Source organism: Jeongeupia naejangsanensis (assembly GCF_016865585.1).
Classification (GTDB): Bacteria; Pseudomonadota; Gammaproteobacteria; order Burkholderiales; family Chitinibacteraceae; genus Jeongeupia; species Jeongeupia naejangsanensis.
This window is the reverse complement of sequence record NZ_JAESND010000009.1, coordinates 98,501-119,508: the sequence shown is the minus strand read 5'-3', so window position 1 is coordinate 119,508 and position 21,008 is coordinate 98,501. Positions and strand designations below refer to the sequence as shown.

27 protein-coding genes and 1 riboswitch are annotated in these 21,008 nt (G+C 63.7%); of the genes, 16 read left to right on the top strand and 11 right to left on the bottom strand.

The window, feature by feature from the left end; genetic code table 11:
• Window positions 1–19: 19 nt before the first annotated feature.
• The 4 genes from JMJ54_RS15840 to JMJ54_RS15825 all read right to left on the bottom strand — a co-directional run bounded on the left by JMJ54_RS15840 (window position 20) and on the right by JMJ54_RS15825 (window position 4,194).
• Window positions 20–2,200 carry a RelA/SpoT family protein gene (locus JMJ54_RS15840; protein WP_203539527.1) on the bottom strand — a complete coding sequence of 727 codons (2,181 nt, stop codon included), beginning with the start codon at window positions 2,198–2,200 and terminating at the stop codon, window positions 20–22.
• Window positions 2,201–2,308: 108 nt separating this feature from the next.
• Window positions 2,309–2,518, bottom strand: coding sequence for a DNA-directed RNA polymerase subunit omega (gene rpoZ / locus JMJ54_RS15835; protein WP_070532495.1), 210 nt, complete (start codon window positions 2,516–2,518; stop codon window positions 2,309–2,311).
• Window positions 2,519–2,595: 77 nt separating this feature from the next.
• Window positions 2,596–3,210: a guanylate kinase gene (gene gmk / locus JMJ54_RS15830; protein WP_203539526.1), complete on the bottom strand. Its 615-nt coding sequence runs from the start codon at window positions 3,208–3,210 to the stop codon at window positions 2,596–2,598.
• A gap of 117 nt (window positions 3,211–3,327) precedes the next feature.
• Window positions 3,328–4,194 (bottom strand): YicC/YloC family endoribonuclease, encoded by an 867-nt coding sequence (locus tag JMJ54_RS15825; RefSeq protein WP_203539525.1) that lies wholly within the window; start codon window positions 4,192–4,194, stop codon window positions 3,328–3,330.
• Between the two features lie 124 nt (window positions 4,195–4,318).
• Between JMJ54_RS15825 and JMJ54_RS15820 the strand changes: the two genes are divergently transcribed.
• From JMJ54_RS15820 to JMJ54_RS15780, 9 genes are all read left to right on the top strand, one after another.
• A complete protein-coding gene (locus JMJ54_RS15820) occupies window positions 4,319–5,287 on the top strand; it encodes a serine/threonine protein kinase (protein WP_203539524.1) in 969 nt (322 codons plus the stop codon).
• A complete protein-coding gene (locus JMJ54_RS15815; RefSeq protein ID WP_203539523.1) occupies window positions 5,284–6,195 on the top strand; it encodes a PP2C family protein-serine/threonine phosphatase in 912 nt (303 codons plus the stop codon). Before JMJ54_RS15820 ends, JMJ54_RS15815 begins: the two co-directional genes overlap by 4 nt.
• A gap of 78 nt (window positions 6,196–6,273) precedes the next feature.
• Window positions 6,274–6,990 carry a ribonuclease PH gene (gene rph, locus JMJ54_RS15810; RefSeq protein ID WP_203539522.1) on the top strand — a complete coding sequence of 239 codons (717 nt, stop codon included), beginning with the start codon at window positions 6,274–6,276 and terminating at the stop codon, window positions 6,988–6,990.
• The gene (gene dusA / locus JMJ54_RS15805) at window positions 6,987–7,991 is read left to right on the top strand and encodes a tRNA dihydrouridine(20/20a) synthase DusA (RefSeq protein ID WP_203539521.1); all 1,005 of its coding nucleotides are present in this window, start codon (window positions 6,987–6,989) and stop codon (window positions 7,989–7,991) included. The genes rph and dusA overlap by 4 nt, the downstream gene beginning before the upstream one ends.
• A complete protein-coding gene (locus JMJ54_RS15800) occupies window positions 7,988–8,623 on the top strand; it encodes a retropepsin-like aspartic protease family protein (protein ID WP_203539520.1) in 636 nt (211 codons plus the stop codon). Before dusA ends, JMJ54_RS15800 begins: the two co-directional genes overlap by 4 nt.
• Before the next feature lie 14 nt (window positions 8,624–8,637).
• Window positions 8,638–9,231: an RdgB/HAM1 family non-canonical purine NTP pyrophosphatase gene (gene rdgB, locus JMJ54_RS15795; RefSeq protein WP_373310156.1), complete on the top strand. Its 594-nt coding sequence runs from the start codon at window positions 8,638–8,640 to the stop codon at window positions 9,229–9,231.
• Complete coding sequence (locus JMJ54_RS15790) at window positions 9,228–9,461, top strand: hypothetical protein (RefSeq protein WP_203539518.1); 234 nt, start codon at window positions 9,228–9,230, stop codon at window positions 9,459–9,461. Before rdgB ends, JMJ54_RS15790 begins: the two co-directional genes overlap by 4 nt.
• A 7-nt stretch (window positions 9,462–9,468) precedes the next feature.
• On the top strand, window positions 9,469–10,695 hold the full coding sequence (gene hemW, locus JMJ54_RS15785; protein WP_203539517.1) for a radical SAM family heme chaperone HemW: 1,227 nt from the start codon (window positions 9,469–9,471) through the stop codon (window positions 10,693–10,695).
• Between the two features lie 160 nt (window positions 10,696–10,855).
• On the top strand, window positions 10,856–11,386 hold the full coding sequence (locus JMJ54_RS15780) for a hypothetical protein (protein WP_203539516.1): 531 nt from the start codon (window positions 10,856–10,858) through the stop codon (window positions 11,384–11,386).
• Between the two features lie 38 nt (window positions 11,387–11,424).
• Here the strand turns inward: JMJ54_RS15780 and ribB are convergent, their stop codons facing one another.
• Complete coding sequence (gene ribB / locus JMJ54_RS15775; RefSeq protein ID WP_203539515.1) at window positions 11,425–12,099, bottom strand: 3,4-dihydroxy-2-butanone-4-phosphate synthase; 675 nt, start codon at window positions 12,097–12,099, stop codon at window positions 11,425–11,427.
• 96 nt (window positions 12,100–12,195) lie between these two features.
• Window positions 12,196–12,349: riboswitch (FMN riboswitch) on the bottom strand.
• 178 nt (window positions 12,350–12,527) lie between these two features.
• Here ribB and rnk point away from each other — a divergent pair.
• A complete protein-coding gene (rnk, locus tag JMJ54_RS15770; RefSeq protein ID WP_203539514.1) occupies window positions 12,528–12,941 on the top strand; it encodes a nucleoside diphosphate kinase regulator in 414 nt (137 codons plus the stop codon).
• Window positions 12,942–12,948: 7 nt separating this feature from the next.
• On the opposite strand, the gene JMJ54_RS15765 is transcribed toward rnk, so the two are convergent.
• A complete protein-coding gene (locus JMJ54_RS15765) occupies window positions 12,949–14,001 on the bottom strand; it encodes a L,D-transpeptidase family protein (protein ID WP_308438021.1) in 1,053 nt (350 codons plus the stop codon).
• A 27-nt stretch (window positions 14,002–14,028) separates the two neighbouring features.
• Between JMJ54_RS15765 and JMJ54_RS15760 the strand changes: the two genes are divergently transcribed.
• Window positions 14,029–14,571 carry a L,D-transpeptidase family protein gene (locus tag JMJ54_RS15760; RefSeq protein WP_203539513.1) on the top strand — a complete coding sequence of 181 codons (543 nt, stop codon included), beginning with the start codon at window positions 14,029–14,031 and terminating at the stop codon, window positions 14,569–14,571.
• A gap of 62 nt (window positions 14,572–14,633) precedes the next feature.
• Here the strand turns inward: JMJ54_RS15760 and JMJ54_RS15755 are convergent, their stop codons facing one another.
• Window positions 14,634–14,936: an Lpp/OprI family alanine-zipper lipoprotein gene (locus tag JMJ54_RS15755; RefSeq protein WP_203539512.1), complete on the bottom strand. Its 303-nt coding sequence runs from the start codon at window positions 14,934–14,936 to the stop codon at window positions 14,634–14,636.
• Window positions 14,937–15,130: 194 nt separating this feature from the next.
• On the opposite strand from JMJ54_RS15755, the gene JMJ54_RS15750 reads away from it, so the two are divergent.
• The 5 genes from JMJ54_RS15750 (at window position 15,131) to JMJ54_RS15730 (ending at window position 18,021) form a co-directional block, all read left to right on the top strand.
• Window positions 15,131–15,514 carry a Rid family detoxifying hydrolase gene (locus JMJ54_RS15750; RefSeq protein WP_203539511.1) on the top strand — a complete coding sequence of 128 codons (384 nt, stop codon included), beginning with the start codon at window positions 15,131–15,133 and terminating at the stop codon, window positions 15,512–15,514.
• A 138-nt stretch (window positions 15,515–15,652) separates the two neighbouring features.
• Complete coding sequence (locus JMJ54_RS15745) at window positions 15,653–16,279, top strand: LysE family translocator (protein WP_239000132.1); 627 nt, start codon at window positions 15,653–15,655, stop codon at window positions 16,277–16,279.
• Window positions 16,280–16,430: 151 nt separating this feature from the next.
• Window positions 16,431–16,751: a DUF1330 domain-containing protein gene (locus JMJ54_RS15740; RefSeq protein ID WP_203539510.1), complete on the top strand. Its 321-nt coding sequence runs from the start codon at window positions 16,431–16,433 to the stop codon at window positions 16,749–16,751.
• Between the two features lie 96 nt (window positions 16,752–16,847).
• Complete coding sequence (locus JMJ54_RS15735) at window positions 16,848–17,435, top strand: hypothetical protein (RefSeq protein WP_203539509.1); 588 nt, start codon at window positions 16,848–16,850, stop codon at window positions 17,433–17,435.
• A gap of 67 nt (window positions 17,436–17,502) precedes the next feature.
• On the top strand, window positions 17,503–18,021 hold the full coding sequence (locus JMJ54_RS15730) for a P-loop nucleotide/nucleoside kinase family protein (protein ID WP_203539508.1): 519 nt from the start codon (window positions 17,503–17,505) through the stop codon (window positions 18,019–18,021).
• A gap of 133 nt (window positions 18,022–18,154) precedes the next feature.
• On the opposite strand, the gene panC is transcribed toward JMJ54_RS15730, so the two are convergent.
• From panC to panB, 4 genes are read right to left on the bottom strand one after another with little or no spacing between them, the layout of a single operon-like run.
• A complete protein-coding gene (gene panC, locus JMJ54_RS15725) occupies window positions 18,155–18,991 on the bottom strand; it encodes a pantoate--beta-alanine ligase (RefSeq protein WP_203539507.1) in 837 nt (278 codons plus the stop codon).
• A gap of 5 nt (window positions 18,992–18,996) precedes the next feature.
• Window positions 18,997–19,596 carry a transglutaminase-like domain-containing protein gene (locus tag JMJ54_RS15720; RefSeq protein WP_203539506.1) on the bottom strand — a complete coding sequence of 200 codons (600 nt, stop codon included), beginning with the start codon at window positions 19,594–19,596 and terminating at the stop codon, window positions 18,997–18,999.
• 13 nt (window positions 19,597–19,609) lie between these two features.
• The gene (locus JMJ54_RS15715; protein WP_203539505.1) at window positions 19,610–20,200 is read right to left on the bottom strand and encodes an HD domain-containing protein; all 591 of its coding nucleotides are present in this window, start codon (window positions 20,198–20,200) and stop codon (window positions 19,610–19,612) included.
• Between the two features lie 9 nt (window positions 20,201–20,209).
• The gene (panB, locus tag JMJ54_RS15710) at window positions 20,210–21,001 is read right to left on the bottom strand and encodes a 3-methyl-2-oxobutanoate hydroxymethyltransferase (RefSeq protein ID WP_203539504.1); all 792 of its coding nucleotides are present in this window, start codon (window positions 20,999–21,001) and stop codon (window positions 20,210–20,212) included.
• Window positions 21,002–21,008 lie beyond the last annotated feature (7 nt).

The window sequence follows — 21,008 nt, the reverse complement described above, 5'->3', positions numbered from 1 at the left end:
CGTCAGACTTTGATGCCGCTCAGGCGCGAACCCGCTGCAAGCGGTAGATCACCGGCAGCTGACGCAAGCGGCGCATCACCTTGGCCAGATGCACGCGATCGTGCACCTGCAGCGTGAACTGGACCTGAACGTAACGCTCGCCCTCGGCCTCCTGCGTGGTGACCGCGCCGATATTGGCCTCGGCGTCACCGATTGCCGTGGCGATCTGCCCCAGCACGCCGCGCTGGTTGTCGGCCAGCACCCGCACCGGCACGTCGAAGTAACGCTCGACCAGCGGATCCCATTCGACGTCGATCAGTTTCTCGGCGTCGACATGTCCCTTGGCGAGCAGCGGACAGTCGTGGGTATGAATGACGAGGCCCTGATCCTTCTTGACGATGCCGAGAATCGGATCACCCGGAATCGGGTTGCAACAGCGGCCGAACTGCACCGCCATGCCCTCGGTGCCGCGGATCGTCATCGCCGCCGTCCGGCGTCCGCCACCGCTTTCGTCACGCCACAATCCGGCGAGCTGCAGCAGCCGCTTGACCACCACCACGGCCAATCGCTTGCCCAGACCGATGTCCGCCAGTATCTCGGCCTTGTCACGCGCGCCATTTTCCTTGACGTAGCGGTCCCAGACGTCGTCGTCGAGTTCGACGGCCGCGTGGTGCAGGGTCGAGAACCCCTGTTCGAGCAGGCGTTCACCCAGCGTCACCGACTCCTCGAAACGCATGCTCTTGAGGAAGTGGCGAATGTGGCTGCGCGCCTTGCCGGTAGTGACGAAGGTCAGCCAGCTCGGATTCGGCTTGGCATGCGCGGCAGTGACGATTTCGACCTGATCGCCATTCTTGAGCTTGGCGCGCAGCGGCACCAGCTCGTGGTTGATCTTGGCCGCGATGCAGCGGTCGCCGATGTCCGAATGCACCGCGTAGGCGAAGTCGACACAGGTCGCACCGGCCGGCATCGACAGTATCTTGCCCTTCGGCGTGAACACGTAGACCTGATCCGGGAACAGGTCGACCTTGATGTGTTCGAGGAATTCGACCGCATCGCCGGATTCGGACTGCAGCTCCAGCAGGCTCTGCAGCCACTGGTGGGTCTTCTGCTGCACGTCCGAGAACGTCTCGTCGCCGCTCTTGTACATCCAGTGACTGGCGACGCCGGCATCGGCGATCCGGTGCATTTCGGCAGTGCGGATCTGGATCTCGATCGGCGTCCCGTACGGCCCGAACAGCGTCGTGTGCAGGCTCTGGTAACCGTTGGACTTCGGGATCGCGATGTAGTCCTTGAACTTGCCGGCGATGGGCTTGAACAGCCCGTGCAGCGCGCCGAGTGCCAGATAGCAGGTCGGCACGTCCTTGACGATGACGCGGAAGGCGTAGATGTCGAGGACTTCGGAGAACGACAGCGATTTCTCCTGCATCTTGCGGTAGATGCTGAAGAGGTTTTTCTCTCGACCCGACACCGTCGCGTCGAGCCCGGCGCCCATCAGTTGCGCCCGCACCGCGTCGAGAATCTTGCCGACCACCTCGCGGCGGTTGCCGCGGGCGGCCTTCAGCGCCTTGCTCAGCACCGCGTAACGCCGCGGGTGCATGTACTTGAACGACAGGTCGTCCAGTTCCTGATAGACCGCGTTCAGGCCGATGCGGTTGGCGATCGGCGCATAGATCTCCATCGTTTCACGGGCGATGCGCTTCTGCTTGTCCGGCCGCATCGCATCCATCGTGCGCATGTTGTGCAGCCGGTCGGCAAGCTTGATCAGGATCACCCGCAAGTCGCGCGCCATCGCCAGCAGCATCTTGCGGAAGTTTTCGGCCTGCGCCTCTTCCTTGCTCTGGAACTCGAGCTTCTCGATCTTGCTCATGCCATCGACCAGATCGGCGACATGTCGGCCGAACTTCTCGGTGATCTCGAGCTTGGAGACGCCGGTGTCTTCGACCACGTCGTGCATCAGCGCGGCGGCGAGCGCCTGCGCATCGAGATGCCACGCGGTCAGGATCGTTGCAACGGCGAGCGGATGCGAGATGTACGGCTCGCCAGACTGGCGCGACTGGCCGCGGTGGGCGATTTCGGAGAACTTGAACGCGCGGGCGAGGAACTCGCGGTCTTCCGGCTTCAGGTAGCCGGTGTCGTCGGACAGGAAGCTGTTGGCCGCATCGAGGACATGCGGCGCCTGGGTAGCCAGCTCGGGGAGTTCGTGCGGGCTTATCGCGGGCATGTGCCCGCCTTTGCCTGCCGGTGCGGGCAGGCCGGGTCGTCAGCGTGGCGACACCGTCGTTTCATCGTTGTTCGCGGCCCGGACACGCCGGGCCGGCTCCACAACCGGTCAGATGCGGTTGCGGTTGAGGATGTCGCGACCGACGAGGCCGGACGCGACTTCGCGCAGTGCCAGCACGGTCGGCTTGTCCTTGCCCGGATTGTCGACCTGCGGGGTCGAGCCATTGGCAATCTGGCGGGCACGGTAAGCGGCAGCCAGTGTCAGGTCGAAGCGGTTTTCGATGTTCGGCAGGCAATCGTCAACGGTCACACGGGCCATGTCATTTACTCCAAATCAGTGAAATCGCCGGATCAGGCGATAGATGGGGCCATTCTACCAGAGCCCCCGGGTGACGATCAGCCCTTGAGGCTGGCGAGCAGTTGCGCGTGACGTTCGGTCTGCAGCGGTTCGCGCAGACGCTCGGCGCGCACGATGCTGACGATGTCGCGCACGGCCTCGTCGATGTACTCGTTGACGATCAGGTAATCGAACTCGCCGGCGTGGCCGATTTCGGCACGCGCCTCGGCCATGCGGCGGGCGATCACGTCATCGGCGTCCTTGCCGCGGTTCTTCAGCCGCTGTTCGAGCACATCGAGCGACGGCGGCAGCACGAAGAGGCCGATCGCATCGGGAAACAGTTCGCGCACCTGCGCGGCGCCCTGTGTGTCGATCTCGAGCAGGATGTCGCGACCGGACTGGCGTGCTTCGTTGATCCACGCTTTCGACGTGCCGTAGTAGTTGCCGTAGACCTCGGCGTATTCGAGCAGCTCGCCTGCGGCGATCATGGCTTCGAACGTTGCACGATCGACAAAACGGTAGTCCTTGCCATCGACCTCGCCGGCGCGCGGTGCGCGCGAGGTGAACGAGATCGACAGCTGGACATTGGCGTCGGCGGCGAGCAGCGCGGCAACCAGCGTGGTTTTGCCGGCGCCCGACGGCGCGGTGACGACGAGAATGTTGCCTTGGGTCATCGCGGATCAATTCCGTAAGAAAATTACAGGCAGCGTAGCATAGGCGGGCGGCATCGAAAACGCCGCCGTGGGCCGGCCTCCACCACGCAGCCGGCCGACACTGTGCAAGCGGCAGGTTTACTCGATGTTCTGGATCTGCTCGCGCATCTGCTCGATCAGCACCTTGAGCTCGATCGACGCCCGGCTGGTCTCGGCCGATACCGACTTCGAACCCAGCGTGTTGGCTTCGCGGTTCAGTTCCTGCATCAGGAAGTCGAGCCGCTTGCCGACCGCCCCGCCTTTTTGCAGGATGCGGCGGATTTCCGAAAAGTGCGCGGTCAGGCGCGACAGCTCTTCGTCGACGTCGATCTTCTGCGCAAACACGACGATTTCCTGGCGGATCCGGTCATCGTCGGCCGAACCGATCGCCTCGACGAAACGCGCGGTCAGCCGGGCCTCGTAATCGGCGACCAGTGCCGGAATGCGCGGTTTGACGTCGGCGACGATCGCTTCCATACCGGTAATGCGCTCGAGCAGGTGGTCCTTGAGCTTTTCTCCTTCGCGCGCGCGGCTGGCCTTGAAATCGACCAGCGCAGCGTCGAGCAGCGCAGCCAGCGTTTCGCCGAGTGCATCGTCCTGCGGTGCCTCCTGCGCCAGCACGCCGGGCCAGCGCAACAGCTCGCCCAGCTTGAGTTTTTCACCGCTGCCGATCACCTCGCCCGCTTCGGCGCTGACGCGCAGCAACTCTTCGAGCAACGCCCGGTTGAGCTGCAGCTTGGCCGAGCCGGCGGCCTGGGCATTGAAATAGGCACGGCATTCGACCTTGCCGCGGGTCAGCGCGGCGCCGATGCGTTCGCGAATCGTGCCCTCGAACGCGCGCAGGTCTTCACCGAGCCGCAGCGACAGATCGAGAAAACGGTGGTTGACCGCGCGTACTTCGACGCTGAGCGTGCCCAGCAACAGCTCTCGCTGGGCGTTGGCATAACCGGTCATGCTGAAAATCATTGGAACTCCTTGTGGTCAAGCGGGTGCACCGGTGAAACAGCGTGAGCCACGCAACTTTACTTTCACCGGGGCGGCACTCAGAATCGGCGCAGACCGATCAGGCAATGCCAGTATAAAAACACGGATGGCGACACCGAGTAATCAGCCGCTCTCGCGCGGCTACCAGCTGCAGAACTATACGATCGCCAAGCTCTTGTCAGCTGGCGGCTTCAGTATCGTCTACCTCGCGCACGACGAAAACGATTATCCGGTCGCGATCAAGGAGTATCTGCCAAATTCACTCGCGCTCCGCTGCGAGGGTGAACGCGTCGAAGCCACCAGCGACGAGAATCTGGCGATGTTCCGTCACGGCCTCAAGTGCTTCTTCGAGGAAGGCAAGACGCTGGCGCGCATCCAGCATCCGAACATCGTCCGGGTGCTGAATTTCTTCCGCGCCAACGACACCGTCTACATGGTGATGGAGTACGAGCGCGGCCGCACCTTGCAAAAGGAAATCCAGCTCAAGCACGAACGCGAAGGCGTCGACGAGAAGCTGATCCGCCACGTGTTCTTCCACCTGCTCAACGGCCTGCGCGAAGTCCACCTGAACAAGCTGCTGCACCTCGACATCAAGCCGGCGAACATCTACGTCCGCAAGGACGGATCGCCGGTGCTGCTCGACTTCGGCTCGGCACGGCAGACGCTGACGCAGGAACACGCCAAGCTCACGCCGATGTACACGCCGGGCTTTGCCGCGCCGGAGCAGTACAACAAGAAGAACGAACTCGGCCCGTGGACCGACATCTACGGCGTCGGCGCATCGATGTTCGCCTGCCTCGCCGGCACCGCGCCGCAACCGGCCGACGCCCGGTCGCGCGCCGACAAGCTGGTCGACCTGCGCGCCGCCTACGGCGACCGCTACTCGCCCGAACTGCTCGACCTGATTCACCAGTGCCTGCTGCTCGATCCGACCGCACGCCCGCAAAGCGTGCCGCAGCTGCAGAAGGCGCTGATCGAAGCCGCATCACCGCCGGCACGCAAGCCCGGCCTGATCCGGACCGTCCAGCTCGCGTGGCGCAAGCTGACCATCAAGCCTGACCGGGGGATCGAATGAAATTCACCGTATTCCAGGATTCGCGCTGCGGCGCGCGAAAGAACAACCAGGACCGCGTCGGCTACTCGTACAGCCGCGATGCGCTGCTGCTGGTCGTCGCCGACGGCATGGGCGGCCACCTGCACGGCGAGGTCGCCGCGCAACTGGCGGTCGAGCTGCTCACCGACCAGTTCGAGCAGAAGGCGCAGCCTGCGCTGGCCAATCCGCTGCAGTTCCTTGCCGACAGTTTCCAGCGCTGCCACGAAGCGATTTACGACTACGCCGCACGCAAGGAGATGCTCGAAATTCCGCGCACCACCTGTGTGGCCTGCATCGTCCAGGACGGCATCGCCTACTGGGCGCACGTCGGCGACTCGCGGCTCTACCTGCTGCGCGGCAGCAAGGTGCTGGCGCAAACGCGCGACCACTCCAAGGTGCGGCGCCTGCTCGACGAGCGCAAGATCACCGAAGAAGAAGCCCGCGTCCATCCGGAAAAGAACAAGATCTACTCCTGTCTCGGCGGCGTCTACCCGCCCGAGATCGACCTAGGCGGCAAGATCGCGCTGTCGGACGGCGACACGCTGCTCCTGTGTTCGGACGGGCTGTGGGGCTCGCTTGAAGACGACGAACTCGCCCACTTCCTCGGCGCCTTCCCGGTGCTGTTCGCGGTGCCGCAACTGATGGACCGTGCCGAGCTGCGCGGCGGCAAGTTCGGCGACAACCTCTCGGCGCTGGCGATCAACTGGCACGATGCCGACGAGAAGGAAATCAGCGGCGACGCCTTCGTCTCGACGCAAAAGCTCGACCTGCACACGATCGCGACCCACGTCGATCCGATGACCGCCAAGGATGGCGGCGATTTCACCGACGACGACATCGAAAACGCCATCGCCGAAATCCAGGCGGCCATCGCCAAGTATTCGAAGTAAAACGGCCGGGCAATATTCGCGCGGCCGGCCGCCACCCCGGCGGTATAATCCCTTGATTCGATTGAACCAAGGATGATCATGCGCCCGTCCGGCCGTACCCCCGCGCAGCTGCGCCCTGTCCGTCTCACCCGCAACTACACCCGCCATGCCGAAGGCAGCGTGCTGGTCGAATTCGGCGATACCAAGGTGCTCTGCACCGCCAGCGTCGAAGAAAACGTGCCGCCCTTCCTGCGCGGCAAGGGTCAGGGCTGGGTGACGGCCGAATACGGCATGCTTCCGCGCTCGACCAACAGCCGGATGAAACGCGAAGCCGCTGCCGGCAAACAGTCGGGACGCACCCAGGAAATCCAGCGTCTGATCGGCCGGTCCTTGCGCGCCGTCGTCGACATGGCAGCGCTGGGCGAGCGCCAGATCGTCATCGACTGTGACGTGATCCAGGCCGACGGCGGCACCCGCACCGCCAGCATCACCGGCGCCTTCGTCGCGCTGACCGACGCCATCAACGGCCTGATCAGGGCCGGCAAGCTCGAAATCAGCCCGATCCGCCAGCACGTTGCCGCCATCTCGGTCGGCGTCTATCAGGACACGCCGGTGCTCGACCTCGACTATCCGGAAGATTCGGACTGCGAAACCGACATGAACGTGGTGATGACCGACAGCGGCCAGTTCATCGAAGTCCAGGGCACCGCCGAAGGCGTACCGTTCTCGCGCGACGAAATGAATGCGTTGCTCGATCTGGCCGACGCCGGCATCCGCGAACTGATCGCGGCCCAGAAGGCGGCGCTGGCAGCATGAACGATGCAGTGAAACGGCCGTCACGGCGCTTTTCCATCGCACCGATGCTCGACTGGACCGACCGCTTCTACCGCCGCTTCGCCCGCGAACTGAGCCGCGACGCCTGGCTGTACACCGAGATGGTCAATACCGGCGCGATCCTGCACGGCGACAAGATGCGCCATCTGCGCTTCGACGACGTCGAGAATCCGCTGGCGCTGCAGCTCGGCGGCTCGGACCCGGCCGATCTGGCCAAATGTGCGAAAATCGCCGAAGACTGGGGCTATGACGAGGTCAACCTCAACGTCGGCTGCCCGTCCGAGCGGGTGCAGTCCGGCAGCTTCGGCGCCTGCCTGATGCTCGAACCGCGGCTGGTGTCCGACTGCCTGAAAGCAATGCGCGATGCCTGCGGGATCGACGTGACCGTCAAGCACCGGATCGGCATCGATGCGCTCGAGGATTACGAGTTCCTTCGCGACTTCGTCGGCCACGTCCACGCCGCCGCCGGTGTGAACACCTTCATCGTCCACGCCCGCAACGCCATTCTCAAGGGCCTGAGCCCGAAGGAAAACCGCGACATTCCGCCGCTGAAGTACGACTATGTCTACCGGCTGAAACGCGACTTCCCGCAACTGGAAATCCTCATCAACGGCGGCATCACGACCCACGACGACATCGCCACGCACCTTGCGCACGTTGACGGCGTGATGGTTGGCCGCGAGGCGTATCACAACCCGTGGATGCTTGCCGACGTCGACGCACGCTACTACGGCGGCGACTGGCGGCCGCAAAGCCGCGAGGCGGTGATGCACGCGCTGCGCCCCTTCGTCGAAGCCGAACTCAAGGCCGGCACGCCGTTGCGCTTCGTCACCCGCCATGTACTCGGCCTGTACCAGGGCGAGCGCGGCGCGCGCGGCTGGCGCAGAACGCTTTCTGACGCCAAACTGCTCAAAGATGCCAGCTGGCCACTGATCGAAGCCGCACTGGCGCAAATGCAAACCCCGGAGTCCTCGCCCGCATGAAGCTTGCCGCCGCCCTCGCCGTTACCCTGCTCGCCCCGGCCGCATTCGCGACCAACATCACGCTGATGGCCGTCCTCGGCAACAAGGCCATCCTGAATATCGACGGCGCACAACGCACCGTCTCGGTCGGCCAGAGCATCGGCAGCATCAAACTGCTGGCCCTGAACAGCGATGCCGCGACGATCGACGCCGGCGGCGCACAGAAGCGCCTCGTCCTGGGCGAGGGCTACACGGTCAGCGGCGGACGCGACACCAGCGGCGGCAGCCTGACGTTGACTGCCGATCGCGGGGGCCATTTCTATACCGACCTGCGCATCAACGGTATCGCGCAGAAAGCCGTCGTCGACACGGGTGCGAGCTTCATCTCGCTGAGCAGCAGCGTCGCCGACAAAATGAAGATCGACTACCGCAAGGGCCGCGAAGGCATGGCCAGCACCGCCAACGGCAAGATCAGCGTCTGGATCACCAAGGTGCCACAGGTACAGATTGGCAACGTGATGCTCTACGACGTCGATGTATCGGTACAGAACGGCGACACCCTCGATATCGCCCTGCTCGGCAACAGCGCACTGAACCGCTTCCAGATGAAGCGTGACAACGACCTGCTCACGCTGACCAAGAAAACCTATTGAATTCGGCCATGACCATGCAAAAAATCGTCCTCGCCAGCAACAATGCCGGCAAGATCCGCGAATTCCGCCATCTGCTCGCCCCGCTCGGGCTCGAGATCATTCCGCAGGGCGAGTTGAACGTCCCCGAATGCGATGAGCCCTTCGGCACCTTCATCGAAAACGCGCTACGGAAAGCCCGCCACGCCAGCCGCATCACCGGCCTGCCGGCGCTGGCCGACGACTCGGGCATCTGCGTCCACGCACTCGGTGGTGCACCGGGCGTGTACTCGGCGCGCTTCGCCGGCGAGCCGAAATCGGATGCGCGCAACAATGAAAAACTGCTGGCCGAAATCGCCAACCACACCGATCGCAGTGCCTATTACTACGCAGCGCTGGTGCTGGTGCGCTCCGAAGCCGACCCGCAACCGCTGATCGCCGACGGCACCTGTGCCGGCACGATCATCGAGGCGCCGCGCGGCGACGGCGGTTTCGGCTATGACCCGCTGTTCCTGCTGCCGCAATACGACCGCACCGTCGCCGAAATCAGCGCCGACGAGAAGGCCGCGATCTCGCACCGCGGCCGCGCACTGCGTCAGCTCGTCGACAAGCTCAGGGAAACGCAGCTATGAGCGCGTGCAGCAACGAAGCCCGCTACGCGATCTGGCACCGCGACGACGGCTCTGTCGTATCGTGCACCGAAAAGGTCAAGGTTATGAACGAGAATCTCGACGAAATCGCCCAGCTGCTGCAGGACGCGCTCGAGGACGGCATCCTGATGGAAGTCTCCGAAGCGCAGATGAAGGACGTGCTGCACAAGCTGGTCGATGCGCTGCGCAACCCGTACGCCGGGCGCGAATGACATCCCGATGACGAAAATCGCTTTACCGACCACCCGCAGCAACTGGGGCCTGACCGCGCTGCCGCCGCTGGCGCTGTACATCCATTTCCCGTGGTGCGTGAAGAAGTGCCCGTACTGCGACTTCAATTCGCATGCCCTCAAGTTTGGCGGAAGTGGCGGCAGCGGCGACGACGGCCGGCTCGATGCAACGCTCGAATCGCAGTACATCGACGCGCTGATCGCCGATCTCGAATCCTGTCTGCCGCTGGTCTGGGGCCGGCCGGTGACGTCGATCTTCATGGGCGGCGGCACGCCGAGCCTGTTCTCGGCCGAATCGATGGACCGGCTGCTCGCGGCGATCCGCGCGCGGGTCAAGCTGTTGCCCGACGCTGAAATCACGCTCGAAGCCAACCCGGGGACGTTCGAGGCCGACAAGTTCGCCGGCTTCGCCGACGCCGGCATCAACCGGCTGTCGATCGGCATCCAGAGCTTCGACGACGCCAAGCTCAAGGCGCTCGGCCGCATCCACGACCGCGACGCGGCGCATCGCGCGATCGAAATCGCCCACCGCCACTTCGACAACTTCAACCTCGACCTGATGTACGCGCTGCCGCAGCAGACGCTGGCCGAGGCGCTGGCCGACATCGACACGGCCATCGCCGCCGGCTCGACCCACGTCAGCGCCTACCATCTGACGCTGGAGCCGAACACGCTGTTCCACCGCTACCCGCCCGCAGTCCCCGACGACGACCTCGCCGCCGACATGCAGGACGCGATCGAGGCAAGACTGGCCGCCGCCGGTTTCGAGCACTACGAGACCAGCGCCTTCGCCCGGCCCAAGCGTCAGGCCAAGCACAACCTGAACTACTGGCGCTTCGGCGACTACCTCGGCATCGGCGCCGGCGCGCACGCCAAGATCAGCTTTCCCGACCGGGTGATCCGGCAGATGCGCTACAAGCAGCCGGCCGATTACCTGGCGAAAATGCGCGAAGGCAGCGCAGTGCAGACCGAAGACGCGATCACGCTCGAACAGCTGCCGTTCGAGTTCATGCTCAACGCATTGCGGCTGACCGATGGCTTCGCGCTGAACCTGTTCACCGAGCGCACCGGTCTGCCACTGACCCGTGTGATCCACGAAATCGACCGCGCCTGTGCCGAGGGCCTGCTCCAGCGCGACCTCGAACACGTGAAGCCGACCGAACAGGGCCGGCGTTTCCTCAATACCCTGCTCGAGCGCTTCCTGCCCGACGACTAGAAGACCAGATCGTGTGGCCACCTGAAACGGATGAACGGAGCAGGCGCACCGCGTGCAGTGCGTCGAGAGCATGTTTGATCCAAGGCTTCAGCACGCGCCATTCCGAATCAACGAAAACTTCTGATCGACTTCTCACCACCTGCTTGCGTCGAGAAACCCCATGCCATCAAGTGACAACTTCCAACCCGCAAGGGATGAAGCAACAACAGCCACACTCACAATCTACGCAAGATTGTTGGCGGCTTGTTGGCTGATCGCGGCAATCGCCACAATCTATCGAATCAGGCTGTCGGCTTGGGATTACACCCCGTCTGCAACAGAAATCCATGCATCACTTGTGTTGCTTGTCGTCGCAGCGACAGTGTCGATCTCCCCGCCTGTAATCGGCGTCGTTCACGCGCTTGCCGCTAAGCGCGCTTTCCCGTTACTGGCATCAATTGCGATTCTGCCCGTTACGCTGTTCGGCCTGTTTATCTGCATCAACATCACCAGCGACTGTGAGATCAAAGCCGAACTGCAGGAATATATGCGTGCCAATCTTTCGGAGAGCGAACTGAAATCTGTGCGCGCGTTTGCCGGGATTTGCCCCACCGGTTATTCATTCAGGAACGAGCAAGGCGATCCGCAATGTGCAACGGGCAGCGCAGCCATCTTCGGCAGCAACGACATTGGCATTGGCAGCTGCGGCTAGCCCTTGAAACAAGGCCAGCCGCCGCTTGCCATGTTCCATCAAGCGGCAGCCGCCACCTCGCCTTGTTCCACCTGCTGCCGGTACCAGACCAGGTCTTCGATCGTCAGTACCGGCAGGCCGTGCTGTTCGGCGTAGGCGATGACCGTGTCACCACGCATCATCGTGCCGTCGGGACTCATCAGTTCGCACAGCACCGATGCCTCGCTCAGGCCGGCCATCTTCGCCAGTTCGATCGATCCTTCGGTATGGCCGCGCCGTTCGAGTACGCCGCCGGGACGACCGCGCAGCGGAAAAACATGGCCGGGGCTGACGAGCTGCGCCGGATCGTGGCTCAGCGCCGCACGGATCGTCGTCACACGGTCGGCGGCCGACACCCCGGTCGACACGCCGTCACGCGCTTCGATCGAGACGGCGAACGCGGTGCTGTTGCGGCTGCCGTTGTGGGTCACCATCTGCGGCAACTGCAACCGGTTCAATGCCGCATCGCTCAGGCACAGGCAGACGATGCCGCTGCCGTCGCGGATCATCTGCGCCATGCTGCTGGCGTCGATGCGCTCGGCTGCGACGATCAGGTCGGCTTCGTTCTCACGGTCTTCGTCGTCGAGCAATACGACGGGCCGGCCGATACCGGTGGCGATGACGGCAGCTTCGAGCCGTTGCCGGGGATGGGTGGAGGAAAAGTACTGGTCGAACCTGGAATCAAGCCTGGACATCGGGGAAACGCTCCGCAGAATTGGCGAAAGCGTTCAGGGCCAACCCGGAACCGGGTCGGAGACGGCCGCCCGCCTGCCCTTCGGCATGCGGACTCACCTGGTCTTCTCTCATCCGGACTGTGACCGTCGGCTCCGGAATCGGACCGGATCTGCTGACCCTGCTTGCGCAGGCGCTCGCGGGCTTGGCCCCCCTGTTGCCAGATGGAGCCCTACCGCCGGTGGGGAATTTCGCCCCGCCCTGAAGACGCATTGTGTCGCGACCTGTGTCACGACGATTCAGATGTTAACAAAATCGTCGCGATACGGGCAGCTGCGGCCTTCCCGCACGGCCACGCACCATGCGCACCCACCGGTTCTTGCGCCCGGACAGGGAACAATGGCCGGCAAATCGGTCTAATGGACTTCATGCAACCCGATGAGGCTTTCCCATGTCCGCATTGCCCCCGATTACGGTGTCGTCGCTCGACGCCGATCGACTGTACGAACTGATCGACACGCTGCCCGCCAGCGCCTTTCCGGGTGCGGCTGCACTGCGTGCCGAACTCGACCGGGCAACGCTGCTCGAACCGGAAGACATGCCTGCCGACGTGGTGACGATGCGCTCGCGCGTGCGCTTCGACATCGCCGGCTCGGGTCAGCCCTTCGAGTTGACGCTCTGTTACCCGAAGGACCTGAACGGCGCGGCCGACCAGATTTCGATCACCGCACCGGTCGGCAGCGCGCTGCTGGGCCTGTCGGTCGGCCAGCAGATCAGCTGGCCGGCACCCGGTGGCGGCACGACCAGCGTCACGATCCTCGACGTCGTGTATCAGCCCGAGCGCGCCGGCGAACTGGGCCGCTGAGCCTGGCTCACGGCGCAACCGACGCAGCATCGTCGCGATGCTGGCGCGGCTCCGGCAACGATGCATCGTTGGCATCAATGCCATAGGGCGCAAACGCGTATGATTCGGCCGGCAGTGCCGCCAGCGCGGTGGACAGCGCCGGACTGTCGGCATTCAGGGACTGCGGTATCGCGCTGGGGTCCGCCAGCAGCTTGCGCACCCGGTCCTGATCCAGCGGTTGGCCGGCCAGTACCGCTTCCATGATGCGCTGGTCGAGCAGGCTGGCTGCCAGCGTCGCCGGCGCCGGCTGATCCGGATACTCGGCGACACCGTCATAGCTCGCCATCCAGACCTGCCCGCCGGCGTCGCCGACCAGCACCGGCTGATTGATCACCCGGAACGGCGTGCCGACCTTCAGTTGCGGAAACAGCTCGGCGGCGTCTTCCGGATACAGGTGCATGCAGCCGTGGCTGGTGCGCATGCCGATGCCCCACGGCCGGTTGGTCGCATGCAGGTAGATGCCCGGCCAGCCGGTACGCATCGCCAGCATGCCCATCGGATTGTCGGGGCCGGGCGGAAAATACTCGGGCAGCTCGACGCCCTCTTCCTCGCGGTGTTCGTCGCGGATGCTCTTGGGAACGAACCAGCCCGGATCGCGGTATTTGGCGGTGACCTTGCTGGTGCCCAACGGGGTCGACCAGCCCTCGCGGGCAATGCTGATCGGATAGGTGATCACCTGCGCCGGCTGGCCTTTCTTCGGCACCGGGAAGTAGTACATCCGCCGCTGCGGAATGTTGACGACGATGCCTTCCCACGGTTTGGGCGGCAGGATGAACCGGGTCGGAATCACCACCCGGGTGTTCGCCTTCGGTGTCCACACCGATACCCTGGGGTTGGCGCTGGTGATTTCGTCGTAACCCAGATCGAAATGGCGCATCAGGTCGAGCAGCGTATTGTCGGGTGTCGGCACGACGACCTTGACTTCACCGACCACGGTGCTGCCATCCTTGGGTAAAGCGAACGTTGCCGCACCGGCAATGGTCGAAACCAGCATGGCCGCCCCGGCGAGTGCTCCGAGCACGCCCCCGGGCGCCTGCCGCGGAGTCCGATGATGCGCATCCGTCTGTTGTTGCCCGTGCTGTTGCTCGCCAGCCTGAGCGCCTTTGCCGAGCCCTGGGCGCTGGTCGATACCGGCGCGCAGACGCTGACCGTTTTTTCGACCTCGGGCGTGGCGCTGCTCACGGTCGATCACGTCGCCCTCGGCAGCGGCGGCGTGTCCGACGTGCATTACCGCGGCGACAACACGACGCCCCGCGGCCACTATCGAATCCGGGCGATTCGCAAGTCGCATCGCTTCGTCACCTTTTACGAGCTGGATTACCCTCTGACCGCGCAAGCCGAGCAGGCGTTCCGCGACGGACGGCTCTCCGCCGCCACCCGCGACCTGATCGTGGCGCAGAATGACGCCAGTCAGCGTGCGGTCCAGCGCTCCATTCTCGGTGGCTGGATCGGCATTCACGGCGTCGGCCTCGGCAACCTGGACATTCACCGTTCGTTCAACTGGACCGACGGCTGCGTGGCGCTGGACAACGATGCACTGGCCGCCTTCGGCGAGTGGGCCGACGTCGGCATGCGGATCGAAATCCGCTGACCCGGCAACCCAGCAGCTGCGGTCGCCAGCGGGACGCACGGTGGCGCGCCCCGCGTCACCCGTCATTTCATCATCGATTTCTTGAACGCCCGATCGACCTTTTCGTTGGCGGCGGCGGCTTCCTGCCGTGCCGCTTTCGCCTCGGCCAGGGCCTGGTCGGACTTCTGGTTGGCCTGCTGCGCCATGGCTGCCGCGTTGTTCGCGGTGGCAGCATTGGCATTGGCCTTGGCGAGCGCCTGATCAGCGGTCGCCTGAGCCTTGTCGACAGCGGCCTTGAGCGCGCTGTCGCTCGCACAACCGCCGAGCAAAGTCAGGGTGGCGGCCGCAACGACGAGCGCGGCCCGGTGGCGAAGAACCGTCTGCATGACGTACTCCTTCAAGAGAGTCAGTAAGGACACGCCGAAGGCGCATCTTTCCTCTTTAGAGTTCGCCATTCCGCGCGACGCAAGCGGGATATGCCAAATCAATGGATGCCGGGCCGATGACCGGCAGATATCGGCGCCGGGGGCGCAATCGTCGCTACAATAGCGGCCTCTACAACGCCACCGGAAAACGCCTCATGAGCAAGACCATCATCCACAGCGATCATGCGCCGGCCGCCGTCGGTACCTACTCGCAGGCCGTCAAGGTCGGCGATACCGTCTACCTGTCGGGCCAGATCGGCCTCGACCCGCAGAGCGGCGCCCTGGTCGACGGCTTCGAAGCGCAATGCCATCAGGTATTCAAGAACCTGCGGGCGGTGTGTCAGGCTGCCGGCGGCGACCTCGGCGACATCGTCAAACTCGGCGTGTTCGTCACCGATCTGGCCAACTTCGCCAAGCTCAACGAAATCATGGGCGACTACTTCAGCGCACCGTTCCCGGCCCGCGCCGCCATCCAGGCCGCCGCACTGCCCAAGGGTGCGCTGGTCGAAGCCGACGGCGTGCTGGTGCTGGCACAGTAAGCCACGCCGGTCACGGCAAAGGGCAGCCCGGCGGGCTGCCCTTTTTCATTGGCGGAACTGTAACCCGCCCCCATCCGGCGGATTGCCACTATCGCGACAGAGCACTGCCGCCTAGGCTGGACACCTTGACCACGCCCCATGCCCGACACCATGCACCTCGAACTCTGGCTTGCCTTCGTTGCGACAACGTTCTTCATCTCCGGCACGCCGGGGCCGAACATGCTGCTGATGCTCAGCCACGGCACCCGTTATGGCTGGCAGCCGACGCTGTCGACCATGGCTGGCGCGCTGACCGGGCTGGCGCTGCTGTTCACGCTGTCGGCGTTCGGACTTGCCGCCATTCTCGCCGCCTCCGCCAAGCTGTTCCTGCTGCTCAAGCTCGTCGGCGCCGCCTACCTGATCTATCTGGGCATCCAGTGCTGGCGCGCCGGCGACACGCTCGAGGAACCGAACATCCGTGGCGATTCGGCGTGGGCACGCTACCGGCTCGGGCTGACGGTCGCACTGTCGAACCCCAAGGCCATCCTGTTCGCCGCCGCCTTCCTGCCGCAGTTCGTCGATCCGAAGCTGGCGCAGGGTCCGCAATGGGCGCTGCTGCTGCTGACCTTCTTCGTGATCGAGGCCGGCTGGCAGGTTGCCTACGCCGCCGGCGGCACGCGCCTCGCCGCCTGGCTGCACCGTCCCGGCCGGATCCGCAGCTTCAACCGCTTCTGCGGCACGGCGTTTTTTGCCGTTGGCGGGATGCTGGCGCTGGCAAGGCGGTAAAGCAATGACTCGGCAATTCAGGCAAAAAAGGTCGAGATACTTTTAGCGTACATTACGCATAGACAATTAATTATGTAATCTAAGGTTTTTCAAGCCTGCCAGCTTAATTGCTAAATCGCCAGATACATTCAAGTATGCTTTGGAGCAATCAATGCCTGCTTATGCTGTTGCCGTGATACGTGAAACCCGGTTTGGTGACGAGATCAAGGAGTACTTGCAACGTATCGACGACACGTTGGCCCCTTTCTCTGGCAAGTACCGTGTACATGGCGGTCCCTATCAACCGCTTGAAGGTGCATGGTCCAGTGACCTGGTTGTCATTGAGTTTCCCTCCATGGCGCAGGCCCAAAGCTGGTACGAATCCGATGCCTACAAGGCAATTCGCCCTCTGCGTACCGAACATACGGAGGGAGAAGTATTTCTGGTTCAAGGCGTACCGGAGGGTTATAGAGGCGCAGATATTCTTGGCTAACAACACGGCGTGAGCCAACAATTCGCACAAACCGAAGTTGCCTCGCAAATTGACGCTAATTGATTATTAGTCGCCATGACGCCGGAGAATGCTGCAATGAATATTCCTTCGTTTGCATCACACTACTATCTTCCGGAAAACGGCCCGTTCAAGACCCTTTCCGATCTTCCTGGCGGCGATGACAATCCGGTTTTCCATGAGTTGTTGACCCGGCATCAAAGAGAACCCGGCTACCGTCGGCGGTTCGGGCGTGAATACATTCAAAGACGAAAATTCACCGAAGACAGGCTACGGGCGCTGTTCATTGAGCGGGGCGGCAAACCCGCGCGCGACTATCCGGTTTATCTCACGCTCGGCGCGTCGCCATGGTTCAAGGGGCTCAACGAGCTGCATCACGAAATCCGGATTCCCCTGTCGCGCCTCGATCCGGAAACGACGTCGCTCACCTTCCCCGACAGCTTCATGACCGTGAGCCGGCCCGACAAGCCGTACTACAACCAGGTTTTCCTGCTTGGCGAGCTGGAACAGATGCTGGATCGCTTCGGTCTGCCGGCCAACGACCATCTGGTTCCGTATGAAAAATACTGGGAAACGGATTTCGAACTCTATGTCGAAATTCAGGTATGGGATTCCGCAGAGAGTCTGCTCCCGGCCGGATGCTTCGCCCAGTCGGGACCGGTTTAAATCGGCCTGTCATCTTGAAACATCAAGCTCGCGTCTCGGGAACAACTGCCAGCAAGCAGAGGAAACCATGAACGATCATCATCGCCTTCACCTGGTATGCGGCCCTGTTGGCGCAGGGAAAACAAGCTATTCGTACCAATTGGCCGAGCAGTCGAACGGCGTCGTGTTTTCCATTGACCAATGGATGGCCAAGCTCTTTCAGCCCGACCTGAATCCGGAGGTCGACCTCAAGACGATGAACCCTTCATGGTTTTCGGATCGTGTTGATCGTTGCGAATCGATGATCTACGAAACAAGTTCGCACATCCTGTCAGCCGGTGGCGTGGTGATTCTTGACCTCGGCTTCATCCGCCAGGCCCGGCGAGACACCGCGTACGCTTTTGCGTCGAACCAGAACGTTCAGGCCCGGTTGCACTACGTCATGGCGGAACAGGCCGTGCGCCAGAAGCGTGTCGAACACCGGAATGCCGAGCGAGGCCAGACCTATGCAGTCGCCATCACGCCGGCGATGTTCGCTTTCGCCGAGAGCATGTTCCAAGCGCCAAACGAGCAAGAGCTGGCATCGGCAACGGTCGTTCGTACGTAGCCGGTCAGCCGCCAGGACATGTAACGGCAGCTGGGGCATCATTCCCTGTTTGGCAGCAACCCAAAGAAAGAAGGCTCCCGCAGGAGCCTTCTTTCATTTCAGCGCGTTCATTCTCCGCAGCCGCGGCAAACGCTCAGCACTGGATTTCGATATTGTCGATCAGTCGTGTCGAGCCGATCCGCGCCGCCAGCAGGATCACCAGCGCATGGTCGGTGTGCACCGCCGGCTTCAGCGTCCGGGCGTTGCGGGTTTCGACGTAGTCGACGACCCAGCCGTGGCGGACCAGATCCTCGATCGTTTCCTCGGCCAGCCGGGCGAAATCCCGCTCGCCCGACGCGATCGCGTCACGCATCCGCGTCAGGTGGTGATAGAGCCGCGGCGCTTCGGCGCGCTCGGCTTCCGACAGATAGCTGTTGCGCGACGACAGCGCCAGCCCGTCACCGGCACGGCCCGTGTCGACCGGGACGACGTCGATCGGCATGTTCAGCTCTTCGACCATCTGCTGCAGGATGAACAGCTGCTGGTAGTCCTTCTTGCCGAAACAGGCCACGGTCGGCTGGACGATGTTGAACAGCTTGCTCACCACGGTGGCGACACCGCGGAAATGCCCCGGGCGGAACGCGCCACAGAGCTCGTCCTGCAGCGCAGGCGGTTCGACCTTGTACTGCTGGATCACGTGCGGATACAGCTCTTTCTCGTCCGGCGCGAACACCACGGCGTGCGGGCATTCGTGCTCGATCAGCGACGCGTCGTGGCTCAGCGTGCGCGGATAGCGGTCGAAGTCCTCGCCCTGGCCGAACTGCAGCCGGTTGACGAAGATGCTGACGACCACCGACTGCGCGCGCTCGCGGGCTTCGCGCACCAGCGCCATGTGGCCGGCGTGCAGGTTGCCCATCGTCGGCACGAAGGCGACGGTGCCGGCGGTTTTGCGCCATTCGCGCAGTTCTTTGATCGTGTGGATGATTTTCATGTCGTTCACTCGGAGACAGGCGGATTCAGGTCGATCGGCCGGGCGCGGTACTGCGAGACGCTGTCGCACGCTTGCAGCCGGTCGACGAGTTCGGGCCACGGTTCGGCCCAGACTTCTTGATATGTGCATTCACCGGCGTATTGCACCGGATACGCGAGGTTTTCGGCGCCGGGCGTGAACTGGCAGTCGATGCCGGGCTTGCTGTTGCCGCGCGCGTCGCAGCGGTACCAGCCGTGGCCGTCGAGCCAGACTGCGGCAAAGCCGTGCAGGCAGTACGGCGGAATCGGGCCGTCCCAGGTCAGCCGCTGGTAGCTGAAACCGCCCGGCAGACCGTTGGCGCGCCACAGTGCCACGAGCAGATGGCTCTTGGCGTGACAGAAGCCGGTGCCGGTCGCCAGCGTGTCGGACGCCGATACCGGCACTTCTTCCCGGCTGAAATCGATGCAGTGCTCGATCCGGTCGCGCACCCAGTTGAAACAGTTGCGCGCGGTTTCGAGCTGGGTCGGCGCCGCCAGCGACTCGGCCAGTGCGGCGACGTCCAGGTGGTCGAAATCGACGACTTCGCTGGCGTTCAGGTACGGCGACAGATCAAGGGCTGCGTTCACTTCGTCACTCCGTTCAGGGTTGCAGGTCGCCGCGCGCGATGGCGTCGTCGAGACCGGCGCGCAGTTTCGCCCAGACGCCGGGCAACACCGGCTCGACCTTGGGCTGGTTCATCGCGACCACCTGCGACACGCGGATGCCGTGTTCGCGCCAGCTCTGGCCACCGTTGTTGAGGTTCTGCAGCATCGGCATCACCCGGTCGATGGCACGGGCGAAGCGCGCGTCGTCATCGTCGCCGTGCGAGAAATCGTGCCACAGCGCGAACAGCGCCTTGCCGGTGTCGTCCGGCAGCAGGCCGAAAATGCGCTCGGCCCCGGCCAGCTCGAGCGCTTCGGCGGCCTGGCGCTGCGCCGCGTCGTAGACCATCACGTCGCCGGCATCGATTTCGGGGATGTCGTGGACCAGCAGCATCTTCAGCACCCGGTCGACGTTGACCGGGCGGACCGCTTCGGGCGCCAGCGTCATCGCCAGCATGGCGATCTGCCAGCTGTGCTCGGCGGTGTTCTCGCGCCGGTCCAGCCCGATCGGCTTGTTCCGGCGCAGGATGCCCTTGAGCTTTTCCAGCTCCAGCGCGAAGGCGAAAATCGCGTCGAGACGTTCGGCCATCGCGCCGCCTCAGTAGCTGTGTTCGGCGGCCGGGAAGGTCGCGGCACGGACCTCGTGCACATAGGACTCGAACGCGCCCTGGATGCTGGAGACGCCGTGCATGAAGTTCTTCACGAAGCGCGCCTTCTTGCCCGGGAACACGCCGAGCATGTCGTAGACGACCAGCACCTGACCGTCGACGTCGACGCCGGCACCGATGCCGATGGTCGGCACCGACAGCGACTCGGTCACGGTCTTGGCCAGATCGGCCGGGATCATTTCCATCAGCACCATCGCCGCACCGGCCTGCTGCAGCGCCAGCGCATCGCGCTTGAGCACCTCGGCCTCGTGCTGGGTCTTGCCCTGGATCTTGAAGCCGCCGTAGACATTGACCGACTGCGGCTGCAGGCCGATGTGCGCACACACCGGAATCCCGCGGGCAGCGAGGAAGGCGACGGTCTCGACCATCACCATGCCGCCTTCGATCTTGACCATTTCGGCGCCGGCGGCCATCAGCCTGGCGGCGTTTTCATACGCCTGCTGCGGGCTTTGCTGGTAGGCGGCGAACGGCAGGTCGGCCAGCACCAGCGCTTCGCGGTTGCCGCGGGCAACGCACTGGGTGTGGTAGACCATCTGGTCCATCGTCACCGGCAGCGTGCTGGTCTGCCCCTGGATCACGTTGCCGAGCGAATCGCCCACCAGCAGGATATCGACCCCGGCTTCGTCCATCAGCGTGGCGAAACTGGCGTCGTAACACGTGAGCATGACGATCTTCTGGCCGTCCTGCTTCATTTTCTGCAGCGTGGTAATCGTGGTCTTCATTGCGTAA

Bases quoted from the DNA above. Each gene is read 5' to 3' on its own strand.
- JMJ54_RS15730 (WP_203539508.1), top strand. From the start codon at position 17,503: ATGAACGATCATCATCGCCTTCACCTGGTATGCGGCCCTGTTGGCGCA.
- rpoZ (WP_070532495.1), bottom strand. From the start codon at position 2,518: ATGGCCCGTGTGACCGTTGACGATTGCCTGCCGAACATCGAAAACCGC.
- JMJ54_RS15780 (WP_203539516.1), top strand. From the start codon at position 10,856: ATGCCATCAAGTGACAACTTCCAACCCGCAAGGGATGAAGCAACAACA.
- rdgB (WP_373310156.1), top strand. From the start codon at position 8,638: ATGCAAAAAATCGTCCTCGCCAGCAACAATGCCGGCAAGATCCGCGAA.
- hemW (WP_203539517.1), top strand. From the start codon at position 9,469: ATGACGAAAATCGCTTTACCGACCACCCGCAGCAACTGGGGCCTGACC.
- panC (WP_203539507.1), bottom strand. From the start codon at position 18,991: ATGAAAATCATCCACACGATCAAAGAACTGCGCGAATGGCGCAAAACC.
- JMJ54_RS15815 (WP_203539523.1), top strand. From the start codon at position 5,284: ATGAAATTCACCGTATTCCAGGATTCGCGCTGCGGCGCGCGAAAGAAC.
- JMJ54_RS15790 (WP_203539518.1), top strand. From the start codon at position 9,228: ATGAGCGCGTGCAGCAACGAAGCCCGCTACGCGATCTGGCACCGCGAC.
- ribB (WP_203539515.1), bottom strand. From the start codon at position 12,099: ATGTCCAGGCTTGATTCCAGGTTCGACCAGTACTTTTCCTCCACCCAT.
- rnk (WP_203539514.1), top strand. From the start codon at position 12,528: ATGTCCGCATTGCCCCCGATTACGGTGTCGTCGCTCGACGCCGATCGA.
- JMJ54_RS15735 (WP_203539509.1), top strand. From the start codon at position 16,848: ATGAATATTCCTTCGTTTGCATCACACTACTATCTTCCGGAAAACGGC.
- JMJ54_RS15745 (WP_239000132.1), top strand. From the start codon at position 15,653: ATGCCCGACACCATGCACCTCGAACTCTGGCTTGCCTTCGTTGCGACA.
- JMJ54_RS15750 (WP_203539511.1), top strand. From the start codon at position 15,131: ATGAGCAAGACCATCATCCACAGCGATCATGCGCCGGCCGCCGTCGGT.
- JMJ54_RS15825 (WP_203539525.1), bottom strand. From the start codon at position 4,194: ATGATTTTCAGCATGACCGGTTATGCCAACGCCCAGCGAGAGCTGTTG.
- dusA (WP_203539521.1), top strand. From the start codon at position 6,987: ATGAACGATGCAGTGAAACGGCCGTCACGGCGCTTTTCCATCGCACCG.
- gmk (WP_203539526.1), bottom strand. From the start codon at position 3,210: ATGACCCAAGGCAACATTCTCGTCGTCACCGCGCCGTCGGGCGCCGGC.
- JMJ54_RS15715 (WP_203539505.1), bottom strand. From the start codon at position 20,200: ATGGCCGAACGTCTCGACGCGATTTTCGCCTTCGCGCTGGAGCTGGAA.
- JMJ54_RS15840 (WP_203539527.1), bottom strand. From the start codon at position 2,200: ATGCCCGCGATAAGCCCGCACGAACTCCCCGAGCTGGCTACCCAGGCG.
- panB (WP_203539504.1), bottom strand. From the start codon at position 21,001: ATGAAGACCACGATTACCACGCTGCAGAAAATGAAGCAGGACGGCCAG.
- rph (WP_203539522.1), top strand. From the start codon at position 6,274: ATGCGCCCGTCCGGCCGTACCCCCGCGCAGCTGCGCCCTGTCCGTCTC.
- JMJ54_RS15755 (WP_203539512.1), bottom strand. From the start codon at position 14,936: ATGCAGACGGTTCTTCGCCACCGGGCCGCGCTCGTCGTTGCGGCCGCC.
- JMJ54_RS15820 (WP_203539524.1), top strand. From the start codon at position 4,319: ATGGCGACACCGAGTAATCAGCCGCTCTCGCGCGGCTACCAGCTGCAG.
- JMJ54_RS15740 (WP_203539510.1), top strand. From the start codon at position 16,431: ATGCCTGCTTATGCTGTTGCCGTGATACGTGAAACCCGGTTTGGTGAC.
- JMJ54_RS15800 (WP_203539520.1), top strand. From the start codon at position 7,988: ATGAAGCTTGCCGCCGCCCTCGCCGTTACCCTGCTCGCCCCGGCCGCA.
- JMJ54_RS15760 (WP_203539513.1), top strand. From the start codon at position 14,029: ATGATGCGCATCCGTCTGTTGTTGCCCGTGCTGTTGCTCGCCAGCCTG.